This window comes from Methylobacterium sp. Leaf108, from assembly GCF_001423265.1.
Taxonomy (GTDB): Bacteria; Pseudomonadota; Alphaproteobacteria; order Rhizobiales; family Beijerinckiaceae; genus Methylobacterium.
This window is the reverse complement of record NZ_LMND01000034.1, coordinates 47,555-68,159: the sequence shown is the minus strand read 5'-3', so window position 1 is coordinate 68,159 and position 20,605 is coordinate 47,555. Positions and strand designations below refer to the sequence as shown.

22 protein-coding genes are annotated in these 20,605 nt (G+C 70.5%); 7 read left to right on the top strand and 15 right to left on the bottom strand.

Annotation, left to right across the window (positions count from 1 at the left end; all coding sequences use genetic code 11):
* Window positions 1-16: 16 nt before the first annotated feature.
* The 4 genes from ASF39_RS18325 to ASF39_RS18310 all read right to left on the bottom strand — a co-directional run bounded on the left by ASF39_RS18325 (window position 17) and on the right by ASF39_RS18310 (window position 4,719).
* Window positions 17-1,666: an iron ABC transporter permease gene (locus tag ASF39_RS18325; protein ID WP_056286749.1), complete on the bottom strand. Its 1,650-nt coding sequence runs from the start codon at window positions 1,664-1,666 to the stop codon at window positions 17-19.
* Between the two features lie 80 nt (window positions 1,667-1,746).
* On the bottom strand, window positions 1,747-2,775 hold the full coding sequence (locus ASF39_RS18320; RefSeq protein ID WP_056286624.1) for an extracellular solute-binding protein: 1,029 nt from the start codon (window positions 2,773-2,775) through the stop codon (window positions 1,747-1,749).
* A 160-nt stretch (window positions 2,776-2,935) separates the two neighbouring features.
* Entirely contained in the window at window positions 2,936-4,021 is a 1,086-nt protein-coding gene (locus tag ASF39_RS18315; protein ID WP_244472463.1) for an ABC transporter ATP-binding protein, read from the bottom strand.
* Window positions 4,003-4,719 (bottom strand): alpha/beta hydrolase, encoded by a 717-nt coding sequence (locus ASF39_RS18310; RefSeq protein ID WP_056286621.1) that lies wholly within the window; start codon window positions 4,717-4,719, stop codon window positions 4,003-4,005. The genes ASF39_RS18315 and ASF39_RS18310 overlap by 19 nt, the downstream gene beginning before the upstream one ends.
* On the opposite strand from ASF39_RS18310, the gene ASF39_RS18305 reads away from it, so the two are divergent.
* Complete coding sequence (locus ASF39_RS18305; protein WP_348271527.1) at window positions 4,709-7,021, top strand: primosomal protein N'; 2,313 nt, start codon at window positions 4,709-4,711, stop codon at window positions 7,019-7,021. The genes ASF39_RS18310 and ASF39_RS18305 overlap by 11 nt on opposite strands.
* A 60-nt stretch (window positions 7,022-7,081) precedes the next feature.
* Window positions 7,082-7,444: an STAS/SEC14 domain-containing protein gene (locus ASF39_RS18300; protein ID WP_055889651.1), complete on the top strand. Its 363-nt coding sequence runs from the start codon at window positions 7,082-7,084 to the stop codon at window positions 7,442-7,444.
* 27 nt (window positions 7,445-7,471) lie between these two features.
* Here the strand turns inward: ASF39_RS18300 and ASF39_RS18295 are convergent, their stop codons facing one another.
* From ASF39_RS18295 to ASF39_RS18265, 7 genes are all read right to left on the bottom strand, one after another.
* Window positions 7,472-7,861 (bottom strand): hypothetical protein, encoded by a 390-nt coding sequence (locus ASF39_RS18295; RefSeq protein WP_056286616.1) that lies wholly within the window; start codon window positions 7,859-7,861, stop codon window positions 7,472-7,474.
* Window positions 7,862-8,238: 377 nt separating this feature from the next.
* A complete protein-coding gene (locus ASF39_RS18290; RefSeq protein WP_056286613.1) occupies window positions 8,239-8,445 on the bottom strand; it encodes a Trm112 family protein in 207 nt (68 codons plus the stop codon).
* Between the two features lie 26 nt (window positions 8,446-8,471).
* Complete coding sequence (locus ASF39_RS18285; RefSeq protein WP_055889641.1) at window positions 8,472-9,140, bottom strand: LON peptidase substrate-binding domain-containing protein; 669 nt, start codon at window positions 9,138-9,140, stop codon at window positions 8,472-8,474.
* Window positions 9,141-9,238: 98 nt separating this feature from the next.
* Entirely contained in the window at window positions 9,239-10,156 is a 918-nt protein-coding gene (trxA, locus tag ASF39_RS18280) for a thioredoxin (RefSeq protein ID WP_056286610.1), read from the bottom strand.
* A gap of 263 nt (window positions 10,157-10,419) precedes the next feature.
* Window positions 10,420-10,902, bottom strand: coding sequence for a hypothetical protein (locus tag ASF39_RS18275; protein ID WP_056286608.1), 483 nt, complete (start codon window positions 10,900-10,902; stop codon window positions 10,420-10,422).
* A 61-nt stretch (window positions 10,903-10,963) separates the two neighbouring features.
* Entirely contained in the window at window positions 10,964-11,941 is a 978-nt protein-coding gene (locus ASF39_RS18270; RefSeq protein ID WP_056286604.1) for a glutathione S-transferase family protein, read from the bottom strand.
* 129 nt (window positions 11,942-12,070) lie between these two features.
* Complete coding sequence (locus tag ASF39_RS18265) at window positions 12,071-13,024, bottom strand: hypothetical protein (protein WP_055889633.1); 954 nt, start codon at window positions 13,022-13,024, stop codon at window positions 12,071-12,073.
* A 136-nt stretch (window positions 13,025-13,160) separates the two neighbouring features.
* Between ASF39_RS18265 and ASF39_RS18260 the strand changes: the two genes are divergently transcribed.
* Window positions 13,161-13,715 (top strand): 2'-5' RNA ligase family protein, encoded by a 555-nt coding sequence (locus tag ASF39_RS18260; RefSeq protein ID WP_056286601.1) that lies wholly within the window; start codon window positions 13,161-13,163, stop codon window positions 13,713-13,715.
* Window positions 13,712-14,488, top strand: coding sequence for a phosphatase PAP2 family protein (locus ASF39_RS18255; protein ID WP_055889629.1), 777 nt, complete (start codon window positions 13,712-13,714; stop codon window positions 14,486-14,488). The genes ASF39_RS18260 and ASF39_RS18255 overlap by 4 nt, the downstream gene beginning before the upstream one ends.
* A gap of 19 nt (window positions 14,489-14,507) precedes the next feature.
* On the opposite strand, the gene ASF39_RS18250 is transcribed toward ASF39_RS18255, so the two are convergent.
* The gene (locus tag ASF39_RS18250) at window positions 14,508-15,104 is read right to left on the bottom strand and encodes a peptidase C15 (protein ID WP_280137226.1); all 597 of its coding nucleotides are present in this window, start codon (window positions 15,102-15,104) and stop codon (window positions 14,508-14,510) included.
* Window positions 15,101-16,102 carry a methylmalonyl Co-A mutase-associated GTPase MeaB gene (gene meaB, locus ASF39_RS18245; RefSeq protein ID WP_156648546.1) on the bottom strand — a complete coding sequence of 334 codons (1,002 nt, stop codon included), beginning with the start codon at window positions 16,100-16,102 and terminating at the stop codon, window positions 15,101-15,103. Before meaB ends, ASF39_RS18250 begins: the two co-directional genes overlap by 4 nt.
* Before the next feature lie 214 nt (window positions 16,103-16,316).
* Between meaB and ASF39_RS18240 the strand changes: the two genes are divergently transcribed.
* Window positions 16,317-17,351, top strand: a complete 1,035-nt coding sequence (locus ASF39_RS18240; RefSeq protein WP_056286736.1) for an alpha/beta hydrolase — start codon at window positions 16,317-16,319, stop codon at window positions 17,349-17,351.
* 157 nt (window positions 17,352-17,508) lie between these two features.
* Window positions 17,509-17,895 (top strand): hypothetical protein, encoded by a 387-nt coding sequence (locus tag ASF39_RS18235; protein ID WP_055889627.1) that lies wholly within the window; start codon window positions 17,509-17,511, stop codon window positions 17,893-17,895.
* A 190-nt stretch (window positions 17,896-18,085) separates the two neighbouring features.
* On the opposite strand, the gene ASF39_RS18230 is transcribed toward ASF39_RS18235, so the two are convergent.
* Window positions 18,086-18,403, bottom strand: a complete 318-nt coding sequence (locus ASF39_RS18230; protein WP_056286599.1) for a hypothetical protein — start codon at window positions 18,401-18,403, stop codon at window positions 18,086-18,088.
* A 253-nt stretch (window positions 18,404-18,656) separates the two neighbouring features.
* Complete coding sequence (locus ASF39_RS18225; protein ID WP_082494666.1) at window positions 18,657-19,286, bottom strand: TetR/AcrR family transcriptional regulator; 630 nt, start codon at window positions 19,284-19,286, stop codon at window positions 18,657-18,659.
* Window positions 19,287-19,531: 245 nt separating this feature from the next.
* On the opposite strand from ASF39_RS18225, the gene ASF39_RS18220 reads away from it, so the two are divergent.
* The gene (locus ASF39_RS18220) at window positions 19,532-20,599 is read left to right on the top strand and encodes an efflux RND transporter periplasmic adaptor subunit (RefSeq protein WP_082494665.1); all 1,068 of its coding nucleotides are present in this window, start codon (window positions 19,532-19,534) and stop codon (window positions 20,597-20,599) included.
* The last annotated feature ends 6 nt before the right edge of the window (window positions 20,600-20,605 follow it).

The window sequence follows — 20,605 nt, the reverse complement described above, 5'->3', positions numbered from 1 at the left end:
TCAAGGGCGGATCGCGCTACGGATCGACCGAAACGCGGCGTCCGCGCCCGTCGAGGCGCAGCAGCACCGCCACCGGCACCAGCCCGACGAGGACGATGAGGAGGGCGGCCACCGTGCCGTCCTCGTAGGTGCCCCGTGCCGCTTCGCCGTAGAGATGCGTCGCCAGCGTCTCGACGTTGAGCGGGCGCAGGAGCAGCGTCGCCGGCAGTTCCTTGACGCAATCGACGAACACGAGGAGCGCGCCGCTCACCAGCGCCGGCCAGGCGAGGGGCAGTTGCACCTGCCGCACCGTCGCGGCCGGGCCACGCCCGAGCATGCGCGCGGCATCGGGCATGCTGGCGGGCACCCGCGCCAGACCGGCCTCGCAGGTGCCGATGCCGACGCCGAGGAAGCGCACCAGGTAGGCGGTGACGAGGGCGCCGCCCGTGCCGAGGCCGATCAGGGCGGGGCTCGCCCCGAACAGCGCCTCGGTGATGCGCGAGAGCCCGGCATCCATCAGCGCCAGGGGAGTGAGCAATCCCACGGCGAGGATCGTGCCCGGCAGGGCGTAACCGAGGCTGGCGATGCGGATGAGGGCGCCGCCGATGCGCGGCGAGGCGAGGCGGGGGGCCGCCGCCACCAGGAATCCGATCACGGTGGCGATCGCCGTGGCGATGGCGGCATAGAGCACGGTGTTGGCCACTTCGGTCGACAGCGTCGGCGGCAGGCCGACCCTGGTGATGCGCGAGACCGCGCCGGCGGCGAGATAGGCCGCCGGGATCAGGAAGCCGATCGCGACCGGCAACAGCCCGAGGCCGAAGGCGAGGGCGGCGCGGGCGCCCGTGAGCTCCTGCCGCACCATGGACCGGGGCGCGCGCGCCGTGGCGGCGTAGCCCCGGCCGCGCCGGGCCCAGCGCTCGGCCGCCACCAGGGCGAGGACGAGGGCGAGCATCACGAGGGCGATCTGGGCCGCACCCGGCAGGTCGGACCGGTTGATCCAGGTGGCGTAGACCTGGACCGTCAGGGTGCGGACGCCGAGGAATTCCGCCGCGCCGACGTCGTTGAGCGCTTCCATCAGCGCGAGGCTCACCCCCACCGCGATGGCGGGCCGCGCCAGCGGCAGCGCCACGGTGAGGAAGACGGCCGACGGCGCCCGCCCGAGGGAGCGGGCCGCTTCCACGAGGCCGCCGGCCTGCATCAGGAACAGCGCCCGGGTCGGCAGGTAGACGTAGGGGTAGAGGACGAAGGCGAGGAGCACGATGCAGCCGGGCATCGAGCGCAGGTCCGGCAGCACGAGGTCGCCGGGCCGCGCGATGCCGAGGGCGGCCCGCAGGGTCGATTGCACCGGTCCGATCGGGTGCATCAGGTCGAGGTAGGCGAAGGCCACGATGTAGGTCGGCACCGCCAGCGGCAGCAGCAATCCGGCTTCCAGCCAGCGGCGGCCGGGAAAGGCGTAGGCCGAGACCAGCCAGGCGCTGCCCGCCCCGATGACGACGACGAGGATGCCGACGCCGGCCAGCAGCAGCCCGGTGTCGCGCAGGGCCTGGGGCAGGACATGCGCGGCCAGATGCGGCCAGAGCTCGCCCGTGCCGGCCAGCGCCGAGACGCCCAGCGAGACGATCGGGCTGAGCACCAGCGCGGCCAGCGCCAGGGCCGCGACGATCCAGCCGATCTGCCCGGCTGGCAGGCTCGGCGACCGACGTGCGAGGTCGGCCACCGGAGGCGGCGTCAACCCGTGCGGTGCCGCCGCGGTGAGCACGGACCCGGTCAGTTGTCGAACCCGATCTTGTCGACCAGCAGGCTCGCCGCCTTGCGGTTGCGGGCGATGTCGGCGATCGACACGCTATCGATCGTCAACGGCCCCAGTGCCGTGAGCAGCGGCTCGATGGGAGCGCCGGCCTTGACCGGATATTCGAAGTTGCCCTTGGCGTAGATCGCCTGGGCCTCGTCCGAGACCAGGAACTCGAGGAGCTTGACCGCCTCGTCGCGGTTGGGCGCGTTCTTGGCCACCACCGCACCCGATACGTTCACGTGGGTGCCGCCGCCGGCGAAGGTCGGCATCACCACCTTGATGGCCGAGCCCCAGGTCTCCTGCTCGGGGCCGCCTTTGCCCGACCGCATCAGGCCGACGTAGTAGGAGTTTCCGAGCCCGATGGAGCAGGTGCCGGCCAGGATGTCGCGGGCGACGTCGCGGTCGCCGCCGGCCGGCTTGCGGGCGAGATTGGCCTTCACGCCCTTCAGCCAGGCTTCCGTCTTCTCGGAGCCGTGCTTGACGAGGTAATGCGCGATCAGGGCGGTGTTGTAGGGGTGCTGCCCGGAGCGCAGGCAGAGCTTGCCCTTCCACTTCGGGTCGGCGAGCTCTTCGTAGGGAACCGCGGTGAGGTCGGTCAGCGCCTTGTCGGCGTAGATGACCCGCGCCCGCATCGAGAGGGCGAACCAGCGCCCGTCGGGGTCGCGCAGGGGCGCCGGGATCGCCGCTTCGAGCACCGGCGAGCGGATGGCCTGGGCGAGGTCGCGGTCCACGAGTTCGATCAGGTTGCCGGCGTCCACGGTCATCAGCACGTCGGCCTTGGCCCGCGCCCCCTCGGCGGCGACACGCTCGGCGAGCCCCTTCTCGACGAAGGAGGTGTTGACGGTGACGCCGCTCTTGGCGGTGTAGGCGTCGATCAAGGGCTTGATGAGGCCCGGCTCGCGGGTGGTGTAGAGGTTGACCTCGGCCGCTTGCGCCGCTGGCGCCGACCACAGGCCGCCGACGACCAGGACACCGACGAGGGGAGAGACGAACCGACCGAGCATCGTGCGAGCCTTCGTAAAAAGACGAGGGCTGCTCACAAGCATCGGGCGCGATGGAGCGCAAGCACGATCTCTTTTACTTAAAACACTTAAAAAGTAGAGTTCGCGACACGACAACGCAGAGATACGGTCTGTGGTGGCGCAAGATTCTATCCCTGCGGGTTTAATCCTCTCCCCGGCGGAATAAAAAGCCGCCGTCGAGGTCCGCCCGAAGGCCGATCGTGTCGCCGGGCACGGTCGCGTCGCCGTGGGGCACCGCGAGGCTGACGGGCACCGGCATGCCCTGCGCCATCGCGACGAGGATGGCCCGGCTGCCCAGGAACCGACGCTCGACGACCGTCGCCCGCAGGCCCCCTCCGTCGTCGGCGAGCCGGATCGCCTCCGGTCTGAGGCACACGAGGACCGCCTCGCCCGCCGCGAACCCAGGTGCCGGCACCGGGCCGAACGGGGTCTCGACGACGCCGTCACGGCAGCGGCCGTCGATCTCGACGAGGTCGGTGAAGAAGCGTGCGGCGAAATGCGTGGCCGGTCGCCGGTAGAGATCCTCGCCGCTCCCGACCTGCACGATCCGCCCGGCCCTCATCAGGGCGATCCGGTCGCACAAGGCCAGGGCCTCGTCCGCATCGTGGGTGACGAGCAGGGTGGTGGTCCCGCTCGCCCGCAGCACCGAGAGGGTGTCGGCCCGGACGTGGTCGCGGGTGCGTCGGTCGAGGTTCGAGAACGGCTCGTCGAGGAGCAGGATGCGCGGGCCCGGTGCCAGCGCGCGGGCGAGCGCCACCCGCTGGCTCTCGCCGCCCGACAGCGTGCCGGGATAGCTCTCGGCCCGGGCGGCGAGGCCGACCTGGTCGAGGCGCGCCTGCGCGATCGCCTGCGCCTGCGCCGCCGGCCGCCGGTGGAGCCCGAAGCGGACGTTCTCGGCCACGGTGAGATGCGGGAACAGGGCGTAGTCCTGGAACATCAGCCCGACGCCGCGCCCCTCGGCGGGCACGCCGCCGCGCCCGTTCACGACCACCCCGTCGAGGCTGACCGTCCCGGAGTCCGGCTGTTCGAGCCCGGCGACGACGCGCAGGAGCGTGCTCTTGCCGCAGCCGGAATCGCCGAGCAGCGCGACGATCTCGCCGGCCTCCACGGTCAGGTCGACGGCGTCGAGGACGCGGGTCCGTCCGAAGCTGAGGCAGACCGCGTCGAGGTGCAGCCGCACCTGCGCCGCCGCCCCGGTCCGCTCCGCGATCATCCCGTCCTCGACCATGTCCGCCGGCCACTCCCCGTCGGCCCATGCGCCGCCCGTGTCGCAAAACGCCCTACCCGGACGAAATGCAAGGCCTGCGCGACCACCGTCGCGTTGTTCATCATCAGGCTATGGGTGGCGTGGAGGGTGACGTGGTCGGTCATTCCGGCGACTTTCGTGCGCGCCACGGTGACCCGCCCGTCGTCGGGTCCGGGCAGCATCAGCCAGGATTCGAGGGGCGACAGGCTCCTGTCCCCGGCGATGATTCCGAGGGGATACTCGACCCGCCCCAGCAATGCGCGCAGGGCCGCATCGGGCGTCGTCGTCAGCTGCGCCCCGGCCGGTCCGAAGAACAGCCGGTAGGGGGCGAGCCGCCAGAGCCGGTCGGCGATCTCGCTGCCGCCGTTGGGCGGACCGAGCATGACGACCCGGCCGAGATTGGCCGGCCGGTGCCGGGTGACGAGCGCGCGCGCGAGCAGGCCGCCCATGGAATGCGTCGCCATGTGCAGGGCGGCGACCGAGCCGGCGAAGGCCGCCACCTCCGGTGCGATCCGCTCGACGAGATCTTCGAGGGACGCCTTGCGCGCCGGGTAGTCGAGGTTGAGCGTCGCGTATCCCGCGGCGCGGAAGGCGCGCTCCAGCCCGGCGAGGGATGCGGCGCGGCGGGCGATGCCGTGAAGGAGGAGCACGCCTTCCCGCGCTGGGTCTGTGGACGTCATCGGGCTCCCGGTCCCGCGAGCCGGACGCTCGCCGTTCGTGACGCCTCGGCACGATGATCGCGCTGGGGTTGGCGGTCGCAGTCAGCCTTCACCACGCCTATATCCCCAGCATGTCACCAGAACCGCCTCCATGCCCAGCGTCGCCGAGATCCTGATCCCGCTGGCGCTGGACACCGCCTACAGCTACGCCGTCCCAGAGGGGCTGGCGCTGGCGCCCGGCGACGTGGTGCAGATTCCGCTGGGGCCGCGCGAGACCGTGGGCGTGGTCTGGGCCGTCGACAAGACCCGCGCCGGCTCGAATCTGCGGCCGGTGACGGGGCGGATCGAGGCGCCCGCACTGTCCGGCCCCTTGCGCGAACTGGTCGACTGGCTCGCCCGCTACACCCTGGCGCCGAAGGGCTCGGCACTGGCCATGGCCCTGCGGCTGCCCGACGAGGCGGCCCGTACCGAGACGGTGCGCGTCGGCGTGCGCACCACCGGTAAGCCGCCGTCCCGGCACACGACCGCGCGCGCCAGGGTTCTCGCGGTCGCCGCCGACGGCGTCATGCGGGGCAAGGGGGCCCTGGCCAAGGAGGCGCAGGTGTCGCTCAGCGTCGTCGACGGCCTCGTTGACGACGGTGTCCTGGAGGCGGTGGCGCTGGCGCCCGAGCCGGTGGCGCTGCCGCCCGATCCCGACCATGCCCGGGTGCCCCTGTCGCAGGCGCAAGGTCAGGCCGCCGAGGATTTGATCGGGCTCCTGAATCCCGCCGACGGGACCCCGCCGACGGTGCTCCTCGAAGGCGTCACCGGCTCGGGTAAGACGGAGGTCTATTTCGAGGCCGTCGCCGATTGCGTGCGGCGCGGGCGCCAGGCCCTGATCCTGATGCCGGAGATCGCGCTGACGGCGCAGTTCCTCGACCGCTTCGCCGAGCGGTTCGGTGTCCGTCCGGCGACGTGGCATTCCGGCATCGGCGGCAAGCGCCGCGAGCGCCTGCGCGCGGGGGTGGCGGCCGGCGAGGTCGCGGTGGTGGTGGGGGCGCGCTCGGCGCTGTTCCTGCCCTTCGCCGAACTCGGCCTCATCGTGGTCGATGAGGAGCACGAGACCGCCTATAAGCAGGAGGACGGCGTCCACTACCACGCCCGCGACATGGCCGTGGTCCGGGGCCGGCTCGAGGATTGCGGCGTGGTCCTCGCCTCGGCCACGCCCTCCATCGAGACGCGGGTCAACGCGATGCGCGGGCGCTACCGCCGCGTCGTGCTGCCGGAGCGCTTCGGCGGACGGCGCCTGCCGCAGATCGCGGCCATCGACATGCGCCTCGACAAGCCCGAGCGCGGCAGCTTCCTGGCGCCGGCCCTGGTGAGCGCGGTGCGCGAGACGGTGACGGCGGGCGAGCAGGCGCTGCTGTTCCTCAACCGCCGGGGCTACGCGCCGCTGACCCTGTGCCGGGCCTGCGGCCACCGCTACCAGTGCCGGCAATGCTCGACCTGGCTGGTGGAGCACCGCTTCCGCCGGGCCCTCGTCTGCCATCAATGCGGCTACACCGAGCGCCGGCCGGACTCGTGCAGCGCCTGCGGCACCTTCGACAACCTCACCCCCTGTGGCCCGGGCGTCGAGCGCATCGCCGAGGAGGTGGCGGCGCTGTTCCCGGAGGCGCGCACCATCGTGCTGTCGAGCGACTTCCCGGGCGGAGCCGAGCGCCTGCGGGCCGAACTCCAGACGGTGGCGGAGGGCGGCTGCGACATCGTCGTGGGCACGCAGCTCGTGGCCAAGGGCCACAACTTCCCGCACCTGACGCTGGTGGGCGTGCTCGACGCCGACATCGGCCTCACCTCCGGCGATCCGCGGGCGGCCGAGCGCACCTTCCAACTCCTGCAGCAGGTGACGGGCCGGGCCGGGCGTGGCGAGCGGCCGGGCCGAGCCCTGGTCCAGACCTTCCAGCCCGAGCACCCCGTGATCGCCGCCCTGCTCTCCGGCGACGGCGAGCGCTTCTACGCCGAGGAGATCGCCGCCCGCGAGGAGGCGGGCCTGCCGCCGTTCGGGCGGCTCGCCGCCCTCGTCGTCTCGGCCAACGAGCGGGAGGCGGCCGAGGCCCACGGCCAGGCGCTCGCCCGTGCCGCCGAGCCGCCCGCCGGCGTGATGGTCCTCGGTCCGGCCGAAGCGCCCCTCGCGCTGATCCGCGGCCGCTACCGGTTCCGCCTGCTCGTGAAGACGGCCCGCGCCATCGACCTGCAGACCTATCTCCGTGACTGGCTCGCTCGTGCGCCCAAGGCCCGTGGCAACGTCCGGGTCACGGTCGACGTCGACCCGCAGAGTTTCCTATAAGGACGCGTCCCCCAGCGCCATCCGGCGCGCGACGGGCGGAACGCAAGGGAGTGCGCCAGCGTGCTGAGCTATCAGAAGAAGCCGGAATCCAACGTCGCCGAGATCATCGTGGACGGCAAGATCACCGACGCCGAGATGGATGCCGTCGTCGCCGCCATGAAGGCCGATTTCGAGTCCGGGACGAAGCTGCGCCTGTTGCAGGACATCCGCGCCTTCGAGGGCATGGAGCCGGCCGCCTTCTTCAAGGACGTCCGCTTCGGCCTCGCCCTCCTGAAGGGGGTCAGCCACGTGGCGGTCGTCTCCGACGCGCAGTGGATGCGCATCATGGCCGAGACCGCCGGACGGCTGTCGCCGGCCCAGATCAAGGTGTTCGAGCGCTCGCAGCTCGAGGACGCCCGCACCTGGCTCTCCACCGCGACCTGATCCCCGAGACCTCGACCCCGGGCCGGATCATTCGGCCTGGGCGGTGCGCGTATCGCTGCGCGTGGCGGTCCAGCGACCCGAGCATAGGGCGGAGACCTTCCAGGTGCCGCCGCCGGAGCGGGCCTGCAGGCGGCCGGTGACGGCACCGCTCGCGGACCCGTTCGAAACGCTGAGCCCGACCGTGCCGTCGGTGTCGACGCGGCCCGACAGGCGCGCCTTGTCGGAGGCGGAGACGAGCCGCACCGATCCCTCGTTCACCGAGACGGCGTAACGGGCGCGGCTGTCGCACAGGCCGCTTTCGGTCACGAGTTCGACGGACCAAGTTCCGTTGAAGTGACTCCCGGTCTTGGTCGGCGCGGCCAGGCTCGGCCCGGCCATGACGGCACCCATCATCACGACGGCACAGAACTTCGACATATCCATCCTTCACAGTTGGCCAATAGATCCCGCGCACGATCTGCCGTGAGGCAGCGTTTCGAGCGATATCTCACGATCGCGCGGTGGGGATTGATCAGATGATCATAGCACAAACGGCAGGATGATGACACCGCCCGATGCGGAGGCTCCATCGGTCAGCCGGATTGGGTCTATCGTGCAGGATTAGCCTATGGCTGAGCTTCGCGGACGGGATGTCACGCCGGAGCTGGTTTTCGACGCACGTTCGTCTACCGGGGGAGCTGCCACCCGCGAATTTCGCGATGACCCATCACCAGACGAAGAAACGGACGATCTCGACCGGGACCGGCCGGATCTTTTCGCCCGGTCGTCCCTCGGTGGCACGGCGTCTTGGACCGTCAGTCGGTGAGCGTCCGCGCTTCCTCGGGCAGCATGATCGGGATGCCGTCGCGGATCGGATAGGCGAGCTTGGCCGAGCGGCTGATCAGTTCCTGGCGATCGGCGTCGTAGTCGAGGGACTGCTTGGTGAGCGGGCAGACCAGGAGTTCGAGCAGCTTGGGGTCGACACGGGTCGCTTCGACCGCGGGAATCGGATCGGTGGCCATCGGCGAAGTCCTTTGAACGCGTGGGATCACTGCAGGGTCGAGTCGGCCCCGGCGCCGCGTACCAACTCCATCTCGGTCACCGCGATCAAGACCTCGGCCCGCGATTTCAGATCGGGGGCTTCGAGCATCGCCTGCTTCTCGCGGGCCCCGAACGGGCTCATCATGCACAGGGCGTTCACCAGCGCCTCGTTCGGCGCCTCGTCGATGCCGGCCCAATCGACCTTGAGGTCGTTGCTTTCGACAAAGTCCTTGAGCGCCTTGAGGACGCCTTCGCGGTCGACCGCGTCTTCTCCGGCCCGCGGCTCGAAGTCGCTCGCGAAATCCGTGTAGGACACCTGGCAGCGCCGGTAGCGCGAGGTGGTGGCCATCTCGCTCTCCACGCGGAACCGGGCGATGCCGGTGAGCGAGATCAGGTAGCGGCCATCGCCGGTCTCGGCGAACTGGGTGATGCGCCCGGCGCAGCCGACCCGGTACAGCCGCGGCGTCATCGGCGAGGCGCCGGCGTCGACGTCGGGCTGGATCATGCCGATGATGCGGTCGCCGCGCAGGGCGTCGTCCACCATGGCCAGGTAGCGCGGCTCGAAGATGTTGAGCGGCACCTGCCCACGCGGCAGCAGGAGCGCGCCGGGAAGCGGAAACACCGGGATGACCCCCGGACAATCGTCCGGCCCCTTATAGACCGAATGCGTGCTCATCGTTTCTCCTCGGGAACCCGTGCCGTCACGGGAACGGCGCCGGCATCAGGTTCGGCCTTCGTCGGCAGACCGTCTCGCCACCCATCAGATGGGCGCGATTACGCAAAGACCAGTGTCGACAATCGCCGCCGCCCGCGGATCGAAGCCTTGTCCATCAGGCCCCAGGCCTCGAAGAACGTGAGGAGCTGCTTGCGCGCCGCACCCTCGTTCCAGGTTCCGTCCCGACGCACGATCTCGATGAGGTGGTCGACCGCCTCGTCTCGCTTGTTGAGGCCGTTGAGCCCCAGCGCGAGGTCGAAGCGCGCCTGGTGGTCGGCCGGATCGGCGTCGATCCGCCGCTGGAAGGCGGACAGATCGCCGAGCGAAGCGGCCTGTTCGGCGAGCGCGATGGCGGCGGTCAGGCTCGCCACCGCCGGATCGGTCGCCTTGGCCTCGGGTACCATCGCCAGGATGCCGCGCGCCTGGTCGAGCTCACCGAGATCGAGCTGGATCTTGGCGAGCCCCGTGAGCGCGACGACGTTCTCGGGCTCCTCGGCCAGGACCGCCGCGTAGAGCTCGGACGCACCGGCGACGTCGCCCTCTTCCAAGGCAAGGGCCGCCTCGCCGAGGACGTCCTCGACCGGGGTCGGCCCGACCGGGCCCACCAGCGTCTCGATGAAGGTCTTGATCTGCGCTTCCGGCACGGCTCCCATGAAGCCGTCCACCGGCTGGCCGCGCTGGAAGGCGATGACGGCCGGGATCGACTGGATCCCGAGCTGTCCGGCCACGGAGGGATGCTCGTCGATGTTCATCTTGACCAGGGCGACCTTGCCGCCGGCGGCCGCCACGGCCTTCTCGAGCACCGGCGCGAGCTGCTTGCAGGGACCGCACCAGGGCGCCCAGAAATCCACCAGCACCGGTCGATTCATCGACTCGGCGATGACATCCTGGCGGAAGCTCGCGGTGGTGACGTCCTTGGTCGGAGCGCCCGTGGCGCCGGCCGGTTGCGCGCCGGGCGCGATAGCGTCGTTAAGCATGGAACCCTCGAAGTCGTCGCGTGTCGACGTCCGAACCGACCGGCGGACACCCGATCAACGGATAGATGGGCCTTGGCGGCTCGGTGACCAGAGCGCGCCCTACAACCATGACGCAGGCCGGTGCAATGGCTGCGGCCCACGGTTTGCTTTCTGCGACTCCTGGCGTTCGGAGACGCAGCGAGTGGTCACCGCCCCTCGGGACGCCTGGAACACCGATGGACCGGCCGGTCCGCGACCCCGGTTCTTTGCCGCTTCTTAGGGCCTTACTTCTTGGCCGGCGCCGCCGCGTCCTTCGACGCGTCCTTGGCGTCGGTCACGAACGTGCCCTCGAACCGTCCGGCCGCGCTCGTGGCCTCGCAGACGATGGCGGTCTTGCCCGCCTCCGGCGTCTTGAAGCTGCAGGCGCCGACCGCCACGGTGGGATTGCGGACGATCCCATCGGTCCCCTTCTCGCCCGGGATGATCATGTTGATCGGCTGCAGGGGATCGGTCTCCTCGGTACGCTCCTGTTGGGCGCCGTTGCCCGAGAAGCTCAGCGAGCGACCGTCCTTGGTGGTGAACTCGAAGCTCGCCCGATTGCGCGCGACCCCGTTCGTCAGCGTGTCCTGGCAGGACTCGCTCAGATCCTTGTCGGCGATGACCAATCTCTCGCAGCGACCGTCGAGCTTGATGGTGGCCTGCGCATGGACGTGGCCGGACATCGCGAGAACGGCGCCGAGGGCGAGGAGAGCTGTGCGTATCGTCATGGGCGTTGAGATATGGCCGAACCACGTTTCGTCGAGGGCGGGAGGGACGGTTGCCCCCGCGTCAAATCGGAAACCGCAATGCCCGGTCGTTGGGCGCATCGAGGCCGAGGTCGGGACCGAGCGGCACGATTCCGGTCGGGTTGATGGTCGGATGGCTCTCGTAATAGTGCCGCTTGATATGGGTCAGGTTCACCGTCTCGGCGACACCCGGCAGGGCGTAGAGATCGCGCAGGTAATTGGAAAGGTTGGGGTAATCGGCGATCCGCCGGCGGTTGCACTTGAAATGCCCGACGTAGACGGCATCGAACCGCACCAGGGTGGTGAACAGCCTGACGTCGGCCTCGGTCAGGGCTGATCCGCACAGGTATCGCCCCCGGTCGAGCCGTGCCTCGAGGGCGTCGAGTTCGGAGAACAGCGCCTCGAAGGCCTCTTCGTAAGCGTCCTGCTTCGTCGCGAAACCGGCCTTGTAGACCCCGTTGTTCACCGCGTCGTAGACGCGGGCGTTGATCGCGTCGATCTCCGGTCGCAGCGCCTCCGGGTACAGCGACGGTCCCTCGGCATCGAATGCGGCATCGAGCATGCGGACGATCTCGGCCGATTCGTTCGAGACGATGGTGGCGCGGGTCCTGTCCCACATTACCGGCACGGTCACCCGCCCGGTGAATGCCGGATCGGCCTTCAGGTAGACCTCGTAGAGCCGGCTCGCACCGTTGACCGTGTCGGGGGTGGCGCCGGGCGAGGTACCGAACACCCAGCCCTCCGAGCCCATGTGCGGATCGACCACCGACACCGAGATCGCCTCGTCCAGGCCTTTCAGCGCCCGCACGATCAGGGTGCGATGCGCCCAGGGGCAAGCCAGGGAAACGTAGAGGTGGTAGCGCCCGTGCTCGCCGGGAAACCCGCCCTCGCCCGAGGGTCCCGGCGAGCCGTCGGCGGTCACCCAGTTGCGGAACTTGGCGTCCGTGCGCTTGAAGCGACCGCCCGTGGAGGCGGTGTCGTACCATGCGTCCCGCCAGACGCCGTCCACGAGAAGTCCCATCGCTCAGTCGACCTCGTTCGCCCGTGCGCGCCGCCGTCGGCGGGCGCCATCGTAGCAGAGCCATGCCGACAGACATGGGCGCCGTGTGCCGAGCGGGAAGGGGGCGCCGGCGCGATGGCGCCGCGCCGGTCACACGATCTCGGAGGCCGGGAAGGGCGGCAGGCTGTCGAGATGGGCCGGATCTTCCGGGCCGCTGCGGTCGAGGAGGTCGTAGGCGTCGTCGGGCAGGCGGACCATGAAGCGTTCCGCCATCTCGGTGACGAGGAGGTCGGGCCGCACCTGCTCGATGTGGCGCCAGTCCAGGCTCGACGACCAGATGAAATGCACTTCGCGAAAGCTCTCCGCGAGCAGCCCGGTGAGCATGATCGGGGCGAAATGCGCATAGGAATCGCCGAACAGCATCAGGGTGCGCGGATCGGCGGCCGGGTTCTCGTTGCGGTACACCACATGGGCGCCACCGTGCAGGTAGGGCGCCCGGTCGGCCGCCTCGTAGGATTCCACCAGCGGGCTGGCGTAGCTGCGCGCCGCATCCCGCGCGATGCAGCACAGGCTGGCCCGTTCCACCGGCCGGTCCGGCAGCTTCTCGCCGAGGTCGCGCACCCGCTCGGTGTCGAAGCGCGGCCGATCGGCGATATCGGGCGGCACCACGGCGCCGCAGGCCCGCATCAGGTGGCGGTAGGCGAGAAGGCAGCCGTCGTGGCTCCAGTGGCTGTCGGTGCGATAGTACAGCGGGACCGGTCCGTCGCGGGCGGCTCGCATCGGCCCGAGCAGGTCGACCAAGGCCGCCTCGCCCGCCAGGCGCCGGGCGAGGCGGCGGGCCGGCGACTTGCCCGGATCGAACACGAGGCCATCCGTGCGGTCGTCGTAGACGGACAGTTTCTCTGGGACGACGATGTGGGCATAACGGATGCCGAGCGACCTGGCCCTGGCCGACCTTTGCCGGATCAGCTTCGCCCAGCCGCGCAGCAACTGCCACCACCGCCACGTCGACCGATACTGGTCGAGGACCCCGTTGGTCCCCCCGATCAGGAAGAGCCACCCCTCCCGGCCGACATGGACGATCTCCCGCTTGTGACGCTGCATGCCGGCTCCTTAACCGGCCGGCGGGCGGCTGAACAGGTCATCCCGTCGACGGGATTCCCTCGGCGATCCCTCTTTGATCCCTTGGCCCGGCACGGTGCGTTCCCCACCTTGGTCCCGGCATGAACGCAATCCCGGCATGAACCCGTCTCCTTCCACCGCGGACCCGCTGATCCTGACGCTGGCGTTCGATCCCGGAACGGGAGAGCGTTTCGACGGGTTGCGCCGTCGTCACTTTCCGGAGGCGCTCAACCGGATTCCGGCGCATGCCACCCTGTTCCATCACCTCGACGGGTTGGAGGAGGCCGAGGTCGCGCAGGCGATCCGCGAGGCGACCCGCGACGAACCGATGCCGGAGGTCGCGGTGACGGGCCTACGCTTCACTGGGCGAGGCGTCGCCTACGTGCTCGAATCCCCGGCTCTCTCGGCCGTCCGCGCAAGGCTGGCGGCGCGGTTCGATGCCATGCTGACCAACCAGGACCGCCAGGGCTGGCGCCCGCACGTCACCGTCCAGAACAAGGTGGCGCCGCAGGTCGCGCGAGCGCTACACGAGCGGTTGAACGGGGACTTCGCGCCGTTACGCTTCATAGCGCCCGGCCTCATCCTCTGGCGCTACCTCGGCGGACCCTGGTCGCACCGTGCCTCGTTTCCGTTCGGACAGCATTCGCCACACAAGACCCGATCCGCACCATGAAGCACGTTCCAAAGTTCCTGGCCGTCGACGGACGCGACACCGTCGTGGTCGGCCGCGCCACCGCCTTGTGGCGCCGGCTGCGCCTCAACGAGATCGGCCCCCTCGTTTCGCTGATGGCGGTGAGCCTGCTCGGCTACGGGTTCTTCTTCCTCGCCGACGAGGTCGGCGAGGGCTCGACCGCCGCCCTCGACCGCAAGGTCCTGCTCGCCCTGCGCAACCCGCTCGATCCGTCCGATCCTCTCGGGCCGCGCTGGCTCGAGGAGACCATGCGCGACATCACGGGGCTCGGCAGCATCTTCACGATCGTCTTCGTGACGGTCTCGATCGTCGTCTATCTCGCGCTGACCGGACGCCGCCGGATCGCGGCCTTCCTGGTGGCGGCGATCGGCGGCGGCGAGATCGCCTCGACGGTCCTCAAGCTGTTCTACCAGCGGCCCCGGCCGGACCTCGTGCCGCATGGGATGGAGGTGTTCACGGCGAGCTTCCCCAGTGGCCACGCGATGATGTCGGCCATCGCCTATCTCACCCTGGCGGGCCTGCTCGCACGGGTCGAGACGCAGCGCTCGATCAAGGTCCTGATCCTGACGCTCGGCGTGACTATGACGCTCCTGGTGGGCTTCAGCCGGGTCTATCTCGGGGTCCACTGGCCGAGCGACGTGGTCGCGGGCTGGTGCATGGGCGCCGCCTGGGCCGCCCTGTGCTGGTTCCTCGCCCTCCTGCTCCAGCGCAAGGGCGAGGTCGAGGCGCCGGACCCGGTGGACCCCCTTCGGTAGGGTGCCCTCTCGGCACCGGTCACGGAAGGGCGGACGCGACACGCGCGCGCCCGACCAGGGCCAACGCGACATCCGCCAGCGCGTCGACGAGCCGGTCGGCGGACCGGTCGCGCCGCTGCGGCGGAACGTGCAGGAACACCACCGGGCACCCCGCGTGCAGCGCGCGAAAGTAGGTGGCGTTGCACAGGTAGCGGCCGGCGTTGCGCGAGGCGATCGCGGCGACGCCCCGCTCCCGCAGGCGGCGCAGGACGAAGGCGGCTACCGGGCTCGTGCGCGCCGCCGGCCCCATGGGCTCGAGGCAGAGCCGCGCCGAGACCCGGCCCGAGGCATCGGGAAACAGCCGGCTCGCCCGGTTGACGGCGCGGCTCTCGACCCTCACCCGGCGTGCGCGGGCGGCGACGCCGATCATCAGGATCGCGCAGGGGCGAGCGGCCAGGGCCGGTTCGAGATGCGTCGCGATCGCCGCGTAGGCGGTGGGCAGGATGAGCACGTAGGGCGAAACAGCGAGCCGGCGCAGGCGCGGATGCGCCGCCAGCCGCCGCGCGAGGATCGCGCTGGGATTGACCGGCATGCCGGGGAACGGCCCGAAGCCCGTCACCAGCAGATGGCCGGTCACAGGCCGATCAGGGTCGCGATCGCCTCCGCTCCGGCAGCCGGGGAGCGCGTTCCCGAGGACACCGACGCCTCGGCCTCGGCGGTCTTCACGCGCACCTCCGCGGAGCCGACCAGACGCTGGTGCAGCCGTTCGTGGACGAGCGCCCACATCCACTTCACGTCCTGGGCCCGGCGCTTCTTCTCGATCTCGCCGGTGGCGGTGAGTTTCGCGCGGTGGTCGACCACCTTCGCCCACATCCCGTCGAGGCCCTTGTTGGTCAGCCCGGAGATCGTCACCACCGGCGGCGACCAGGTCGAACTCGGTGCGCTCAGGATGTGGAGCGCGGCCCGGTACTCGGAGGCCGCGGCGCTCGCCCGGCGCTCGCCCTCGCCGTCGTCGGCCTTGTTGACCGCGATCATGTCGGCGAGCTCGAGGATGCCCTTCTTGATGCCCTGCAGTTCGTCGCCGGCCCCCGGCAGCATCAGCACGAGGAAGAAGTCGGTGAGGTCCGCCACCGCCGTCTCGGACTGGCCGACGCCGACGGTCTCCACCAGGATCACGTCGAAGCCCGCCGCCTCGCACAGGAGCATGGTCTCGCGGGTCTTGGCGGCGACCCCGCCCAGCGTCCCCGAGGACGGCGAGGGCCGGATGAAGGCGTTGGGGTCGAGCGCCAGGCGCGCCATCCGGGTCTTGTCGCCGAGGATCGATCCGCCGGTGCGGCTGGAACTCGGGTCCACCGCCAGCACCGCGACCTTGTGGCCGGCGGCGGTCAGATTGGCGCCCAGCGCATCGATGGTGGTCGACTTGCCGACGCCGGGAACCCCGGTGATGCCGACGCGGATCGCGGACCCGGTCTGGGGCAGGACGGCGTCGATGAGGTTGCGGGCCGTGGCGCGATGGTCCGCCCGACGCGATTCCGCGAGGGTGATCGCCCTGGCCAGGGCCGCGCGGTCACCGGCCAGAAGCCGCTCGCGAAGGGCATCGATGTCGAGGGGAGGAGGCGCCATGGCGTCCTTCATGCCGGGACGACGGGCGTTCGTCGAGGGGGCGGGACCGATCTGTGCCGCATCGGCCACAGCCGAGCGGGCGACCGGTCCGTCACGGCGGTTAAGCGGGGCCGTGCCCTGCCACGGTCACGATCTTGTCCGACACGGCGTGAGCCGACCGAAGCCGTTCCCGGCATGCGATCCCCAGGGCTGACGTCATCCCATGCAACCCGACATGCAGCCTGCCATGCAACCCGACCTCCGGCCGACCCGACGGTCCCTGATCCGGCTGGCCGCGATCGCGACCTTGGCGCCGGGCCTCGCCGCCTGCGTCGCCGATGGGCTCGCCACCGGCACGGCGGGGGGGCCGGAGAAGTCCTCGGCCCTGGACGTGAGCCCCGTGTTGCTGGTGGCGACCACCCGCAAGCCCGTCGGCAATCCGCCCAAGGCGCCGTACTTCAGTTCCGACCGGGGGCGCGGCCTGAGTTTCGCCGAAGTCCGGCTCGCCTCGCCCGACCGCTCGCTGATCGGCAAGGTCTCGGCGGTGGTCACCGGCGACTGGGCCGTCAGCGCCGTGCCGCAGGTCCAGACCGGGCCCGGGGCGGCGGCCGCCTTCGCGGAGGCGGCGTTGGGGCGCGATCTCCTGATCTACGTCCACGGCTATCGCGAGAGCTTCGAATCGGCCGCCGTCAGCGCGGCGCGGCTCTCCGACGGCATCCGGTTCCGCGGCGCCTCGGCCCTGTTCACCTGGCCCTCGGCCGCGGCCACCTTCGACTACGGCTACGACCGCGAGAGCGCCCTGTGGTCGCGCGACGGATTCGGTGACCTTCTCAAGGCGCTGGTCGCCTCGCCCAGCGGCGGGCGCATCAACATCGTCGCCCACTCCATGGGCACTCTCCTGACCCTGGAGACCCTGCGCATGCTGCGCGCCGAGGCCGGCGAGGCGGCGATGGCGCGCATCGGCGCGGTGATCCTCGCGGCGCCCGACATCGACATCGACCTGTTCACTGCCAGCGCCGAGCGCCTCGGCTCGGACGTCAACAAGATCACCGTGATCTCGGCCACCAACGACCGGGCGCTGGAGCTCTCGGGCGCCATCGCCGGCGGCGTCGTCCGGGCCGGTGCCGCCGACCGGGCCCGCCTCGAGGCCCTCGGGGTGCGGGTGGCGGACGCCTCCGACTACGGCGGCGGTCTCATCAACCACGACCTGTTCCTGTCGAACCCGGAGGTCCAGGGGGTCGTGAAGCGCGCCATCGGCCGCGGCGGCGGTGGCGGCGCTTGACGCCGGCGAAATCGTTCGCCCCCGCGGCATGCGTGGCTCGCGGGACACCCGGGCCGATCGCGGGAGTTATTGCGGGAGCGACCCTGATTCCGGTTGGCGCCGGCAGGGTTCGCCCCTAAACGAGCGGCGGCTCATAGCCTCAGATGAAGGAATCGCGATGTTCACACTCGAAATCGACGGCGTCGCCATTGCGGTCATCAACGGCAGCGAGGAGGTCGCCCGCGACCTCTTCACCTGCGACGGCTTCAAGGACGACATCCAGACCATGAAGAGCGACGGCCGCGTGCTCTGGAACGGCAAGTCGGAACTCAAGATCCGCGCCGCCAACGAGGAAGAGATCGAGATCTTCGAGGACGCGCTGGCGGAAGACGACTCCGAGGAGGACGAGCCCTTCGAGCCGGATGCGCGCCACGCCAAGGCGCCCCACCCGGATTCGTCGCACGCCCAGGCCTCGAACGACGACGAGGAAGACGACGAGGACGAGGACGACGCCGACATCGTGTTCCTCGTGGACATCGACGAGGACGAGGGTCTGGATTCCTGAGGCGACACCGACGCGCCCTGCCGGGGCGCGTCGAGCCCATTCGCCCCTCATCCCCTGTGCGCTGCGGGTGTCCGACGCGGTATTGCCTGCGATGGAGGCATTCCGGTCAAAGAAATTCCGGGGGCTGCCCCCCCGGAACCGGTCGTTCAGGTGTGAAGCCCGCCGCAGGTCGAGCGCGGCTTGCCGCTCGTCAGCAGCTCAGGCGGCGGCCTTCCCGGCGACCGAAGGTCCGATAGTGCGTGGCTCCGGATTCCATCTGGCCGCGATTGACCGCGCGACGGACGTCGGGGTTGCAGCGCAGGTACTCGCCCTCGTCGAAGCCGGAGCGGCGGCGGTCGTAGCCGCGGTCACGGTCTCCGTAGCCGCGGTCGCGGTCGCCATACCCACGGTCGCGCTCGCCGTAGCTGCGCTCGCCGTAGTCCCGGCCGCCGTAGGGCTGCGCCGATACGGAAACGGCCGAGCCCATGAGGCTCAGACCGACGATGGTCATGACACAGAACGCCTTCATGTCGTGTATTCTCCCCTTCCAGATTTCTTCGTCGTGCCGCGAAGTGGATCGCGGACCGCTGGGAAAAATCGATACCCCCACCGGGCGTCTCAGCAGTCTTCCGCAGGCTATGCCGCGAGGTCACGCGTAGGAACGCCGGCGGAGGATTTTCGTTCGATCGTCCTCTCGACAGGGATGCACGATCGCCGTGTGCAGAGAAAGCCGCAACACCGCTTTTACTGTTCGCGGCGGCCCACCTCCGCGGGCGGTCGGACTACGCACCGCTCCCTGTTTCCTCCACGATCGCCGCGTGGGCCCCGGCTTCTCCGAGGTCCGCGGGATCGGCCTTCGGCAATGCCCTGGCGGAGGCCTCGAGCGCGTCGAACAGGCGCGCCAGCTCGGGGCCGGCGAGGCAGTGAAATCCCAGCGTCCGGGACAGCATCAGTCCGAGGGCGGCAAAGGTCAGCATCGCCCCGTCGCCCGGACTGGCGGAGGTCGTCTCCATCCGCACCAGCTGCTGCTTCAGGAACGCGTTGAAGCCGGCGAAGGCATCCGGGTCGTCGGCGGAGGCGAGCAGCAGGGCCCGGGGGAACCCGTCCTCCCGGCAATAGACCTGGCGGGCATGGGCGATGAGGCCCAGGGGGATCGCACTCGGCCCCGGCTCCTGCGCCGCCTCGTGGCGGGCGACGTCCTCCTTGATCTCGGCGAGCTTGCGTTCCGCCAGGGCGGTGATGAGGGCGTCCTTCGAGGAGAAGTGGTGCAGGACCCCGCCCTTGCTCAGCTCCGCCTCCAGCGCCACCGCGTCGATGGTGAGGGTGCGCGTGCCGGACCGACGGATCAGCCGCTCGGCGGCGTCGAGGATGATCGCCGGTCGATCCTCCCGACGGGTGCGCGCCTTCGTCATCGTGTTTCCCGCTAAAGACCGTCTGGACGGTTTGTAGCGTAGACGATAGGAATCCCCGGCGATAGACGATGCGACGAGGCGCGAACGCTGTGGCTGGTCCGATCTGGAGCCCGATGCGCAGGCTCATGCCATTTCCGGTTGATCGCTTCGTGATGCGGACATGGGCTTCGCTCAGACGCCGCGCGGGCTCGGTGATACCGTTCCCGCTTGATCCCAGCGGAAACCGTATCAGGCGCCGTTTTCTGATGGCCTTCGCGGCCTGTTGCATCGCCGGCCCGGCGGCGGCCGACGACGGCGGTCGCCGGACGGCTCCCCTGGTCCTCGTGCGCACGGTCAAGGCCGAGCGCACCACCATCTCGGCCGCCCTGATCTTCACGGGCGACATCCAGACCCAGTCCCAGGTCAGCGTCTCCTTCCGGACCAACGGCAAGATCGTCCAGCGCCTCGTCGAGGTGGGAGACCATGTCACGGCGGACCGGGTGCTCGCCCGCCTCGACCCCCAGCAGCTCAAGGCCGACCTCAACAACGCGCAGGCGGCCCTGACCTCCGCCGAGGCGCTGCTCACCCAGGCCAAGGTCAGCTTCAAGCGGCAGGAATCCCTGCTGGCCGGGGGCTTCACGACCCGCCCGAGCTACGACGATGCCGAACAGCAGCTGAGGGTGTCCCAGGCCTCGGTCGATTCGGCGAAGGCGGCCGTCGGGACGGCCCAGGAACAGCTGTCCTACACGGAGTTGCGGGCGGGGGTGGACGGCATCGTCCTCAGCCGCACCTTCGAGGTCGGGCAGGTCGTCCAGACCGGCCAGACGGTGCTCGCCCTCGCCCAGGACGGCCCGCGCGACGCCGTGTTCAACGTGTTCGAGGCGGTGCTCGCCGCCCCGCCCGAGAGCCCGAGGGTCGACGTGGCGCTCCAGGCCGACCCCACCGTCAGGACGGTGGGGACCGTCCGCGAGATCTCCCCCAGCGTCGATACCGCCTCCGGCACCGTCCGCGTCAAGGTCGGCCTGAAGGAGACGCCCCCGGCCATGACGCTTGGCGCCATCGTCGTCGGCACCGGCACCTTCCGCGCCCGCCAGGCTGTGATCCTGCCGTGGTCGGCGCTCTACCGCTGGGAGGGCGGACCTGCCGTCTGGGTGCGCGATCCGGCCACCGGAACGGTGGCGCCCCGCGCGGTCACGATCGATCATTTCGGCACCCAGACCATCGTGCTGTCCGGGGGCGTGGAACCGGGCGAAGAGGTGGTGGTCGCCGGCATCCAGCTCCTGCGGCCCGGCCAGTCCGTGGCCGTCGCCGCGGTGGTGGAGCCGCTCCGGTGAGGCGCC

What these genes read in the sequence shown, in the direction of transcription:
- ASF39_RS18320 (WP_056286624.1), bottom strand. Translation starts at nt 2,775, where the DNA reads ATGCTCGGTCGGTTCGTCTCTCCCCTCGTCGGTGTCCTGGTCGTCGGC.
- ASF39_RS18315 (WP_244472463.1), bottom strand. Translation starts at nt 4,021, where the DNA reads ATGGTCGAGGACGGGATGATCGCGGAGCGGACCGGGGCGGCGGCGCAG.
- ASF39_RS18310 (WP_056286621.1), bottom strand. Translation starts at nt 4,719, where the DNA reads ATGACGTCCACAGACCCAGCGCGGGAAGGCGTGCTCCTCCTTCACGGC.
- ASF39_RS18295 (WP_056286616.1), bottom strand. Translation starts at nt 7,861, where the DNA reads ATGTCGAAGTTCTGTGCCGTCGTGATGATGGGTGCCGTCATGGCCGGG.
- ASF39_RS18290 (WP_056286613.1), bottom strand. Translation starts at nt 8,445, where the DNA reads ATGGCCACCGATCCGATTCCCGCGGTCGAAGCGACCCGTGTCGACCCC.
- ASF39_RS18285 (WP_055889641.1), bottom strand. Translation starts at nt 9,140, where the DNA reads ATGAGCACGCATTCGGTCTATAAGGGGCCGGACGATTGTCCGGGGGTC.
- trxA (WP_056286610.1), bottom strand. Translation starts at nt 10,156, where the DNA reads ATGCTTAACGACGCTATCGCGCCCGGCGCGCAACCGGCCGGCGCCACG.
- ASF39_RS18275 (WP_056286608.1), bottom strand. Translation starts at nt 10,902, where the DNA reads ATGACGATACGCACAGCTCTCCTCGCCCTCGGCGCCGTTCTCGCGATG.
- ASF39_RS18270 (WP_056286604.1), bottom strand. Translation starts at nt 11,941, where the DNA reads ATGGGACTTCTCGTGGACGGCGTCTGGCGGGACGCATGGTACGACACC.
- ASF39_RS18265 (WP_055889633.1), bottom strand. Translation starts at nt 13,024, where the DNA reads ATGCAGCGTCACAAGCGGGAGATCGTCCATGTCGGCCGGGAGGGGTGG.
- ASF39_RS18260 (WP_056286601.1), top strand. Translation starts at nt 13,161, where the DNA reads ATGAACCCGTCTCCTTCCACCGCGGACCCGCTGATCCTGACGCTGGCG.
- ASF39_RS18255 (WP_055889629.1), top strand. Translation starts at nt 13,712, where the DNA reads ATGAAGCACGTTCCAAAGTTCCTGGCCGTCGACGGACGCGACACCGTC.
- meaB (WP_156648546.1), bottom strand. Translation starts at nt 16,102, where the DNA reads ATGAAGGACGCCATGGCGCCTCCTCCCCTCGACATCGATGCCCTTCGC.
- ASF39_RS18240 (WP_056286736.1), top strand. Translation starts at nt 16,317, where the DNA reads ATGCAACCCGACCTCCGGCCGACCCGACGGTCCCTGATCCGGCTGGCC.
- ASF39_RS18235 (WP_055889627.1), top strand. Translation starts at nt 17,509, where the DNA reads ATGTTCACACTCGAAATCGACGGCGTCGCCATTGCGGTCATCAACGGC.
- ASF39_RS18230 (WP_056286599.1), bottom strand. Translation starts at nt 18,403, where the DNA reads ATGAAGGCGTTCTGTGTCATGACCATCGTCGGTCTGAGCCTCATGGGC.
- ASF39_RS18225 (WP_082494666.1), bottom strand. Translation starts at nt 19,286, where the DNA reads ATGACGAAGGCGCGCACCCGTCGGGAGGATCGACCGGCGATCATCCTC.
- ASF39_RS18220 (WP_082494665.1), top strand. Translation starts at nt 19,532, where the DNA reads ATGGCCTTCGCGGCCTGTTGCATCGCCGGCCCGGCGGCGGCCGACGAC.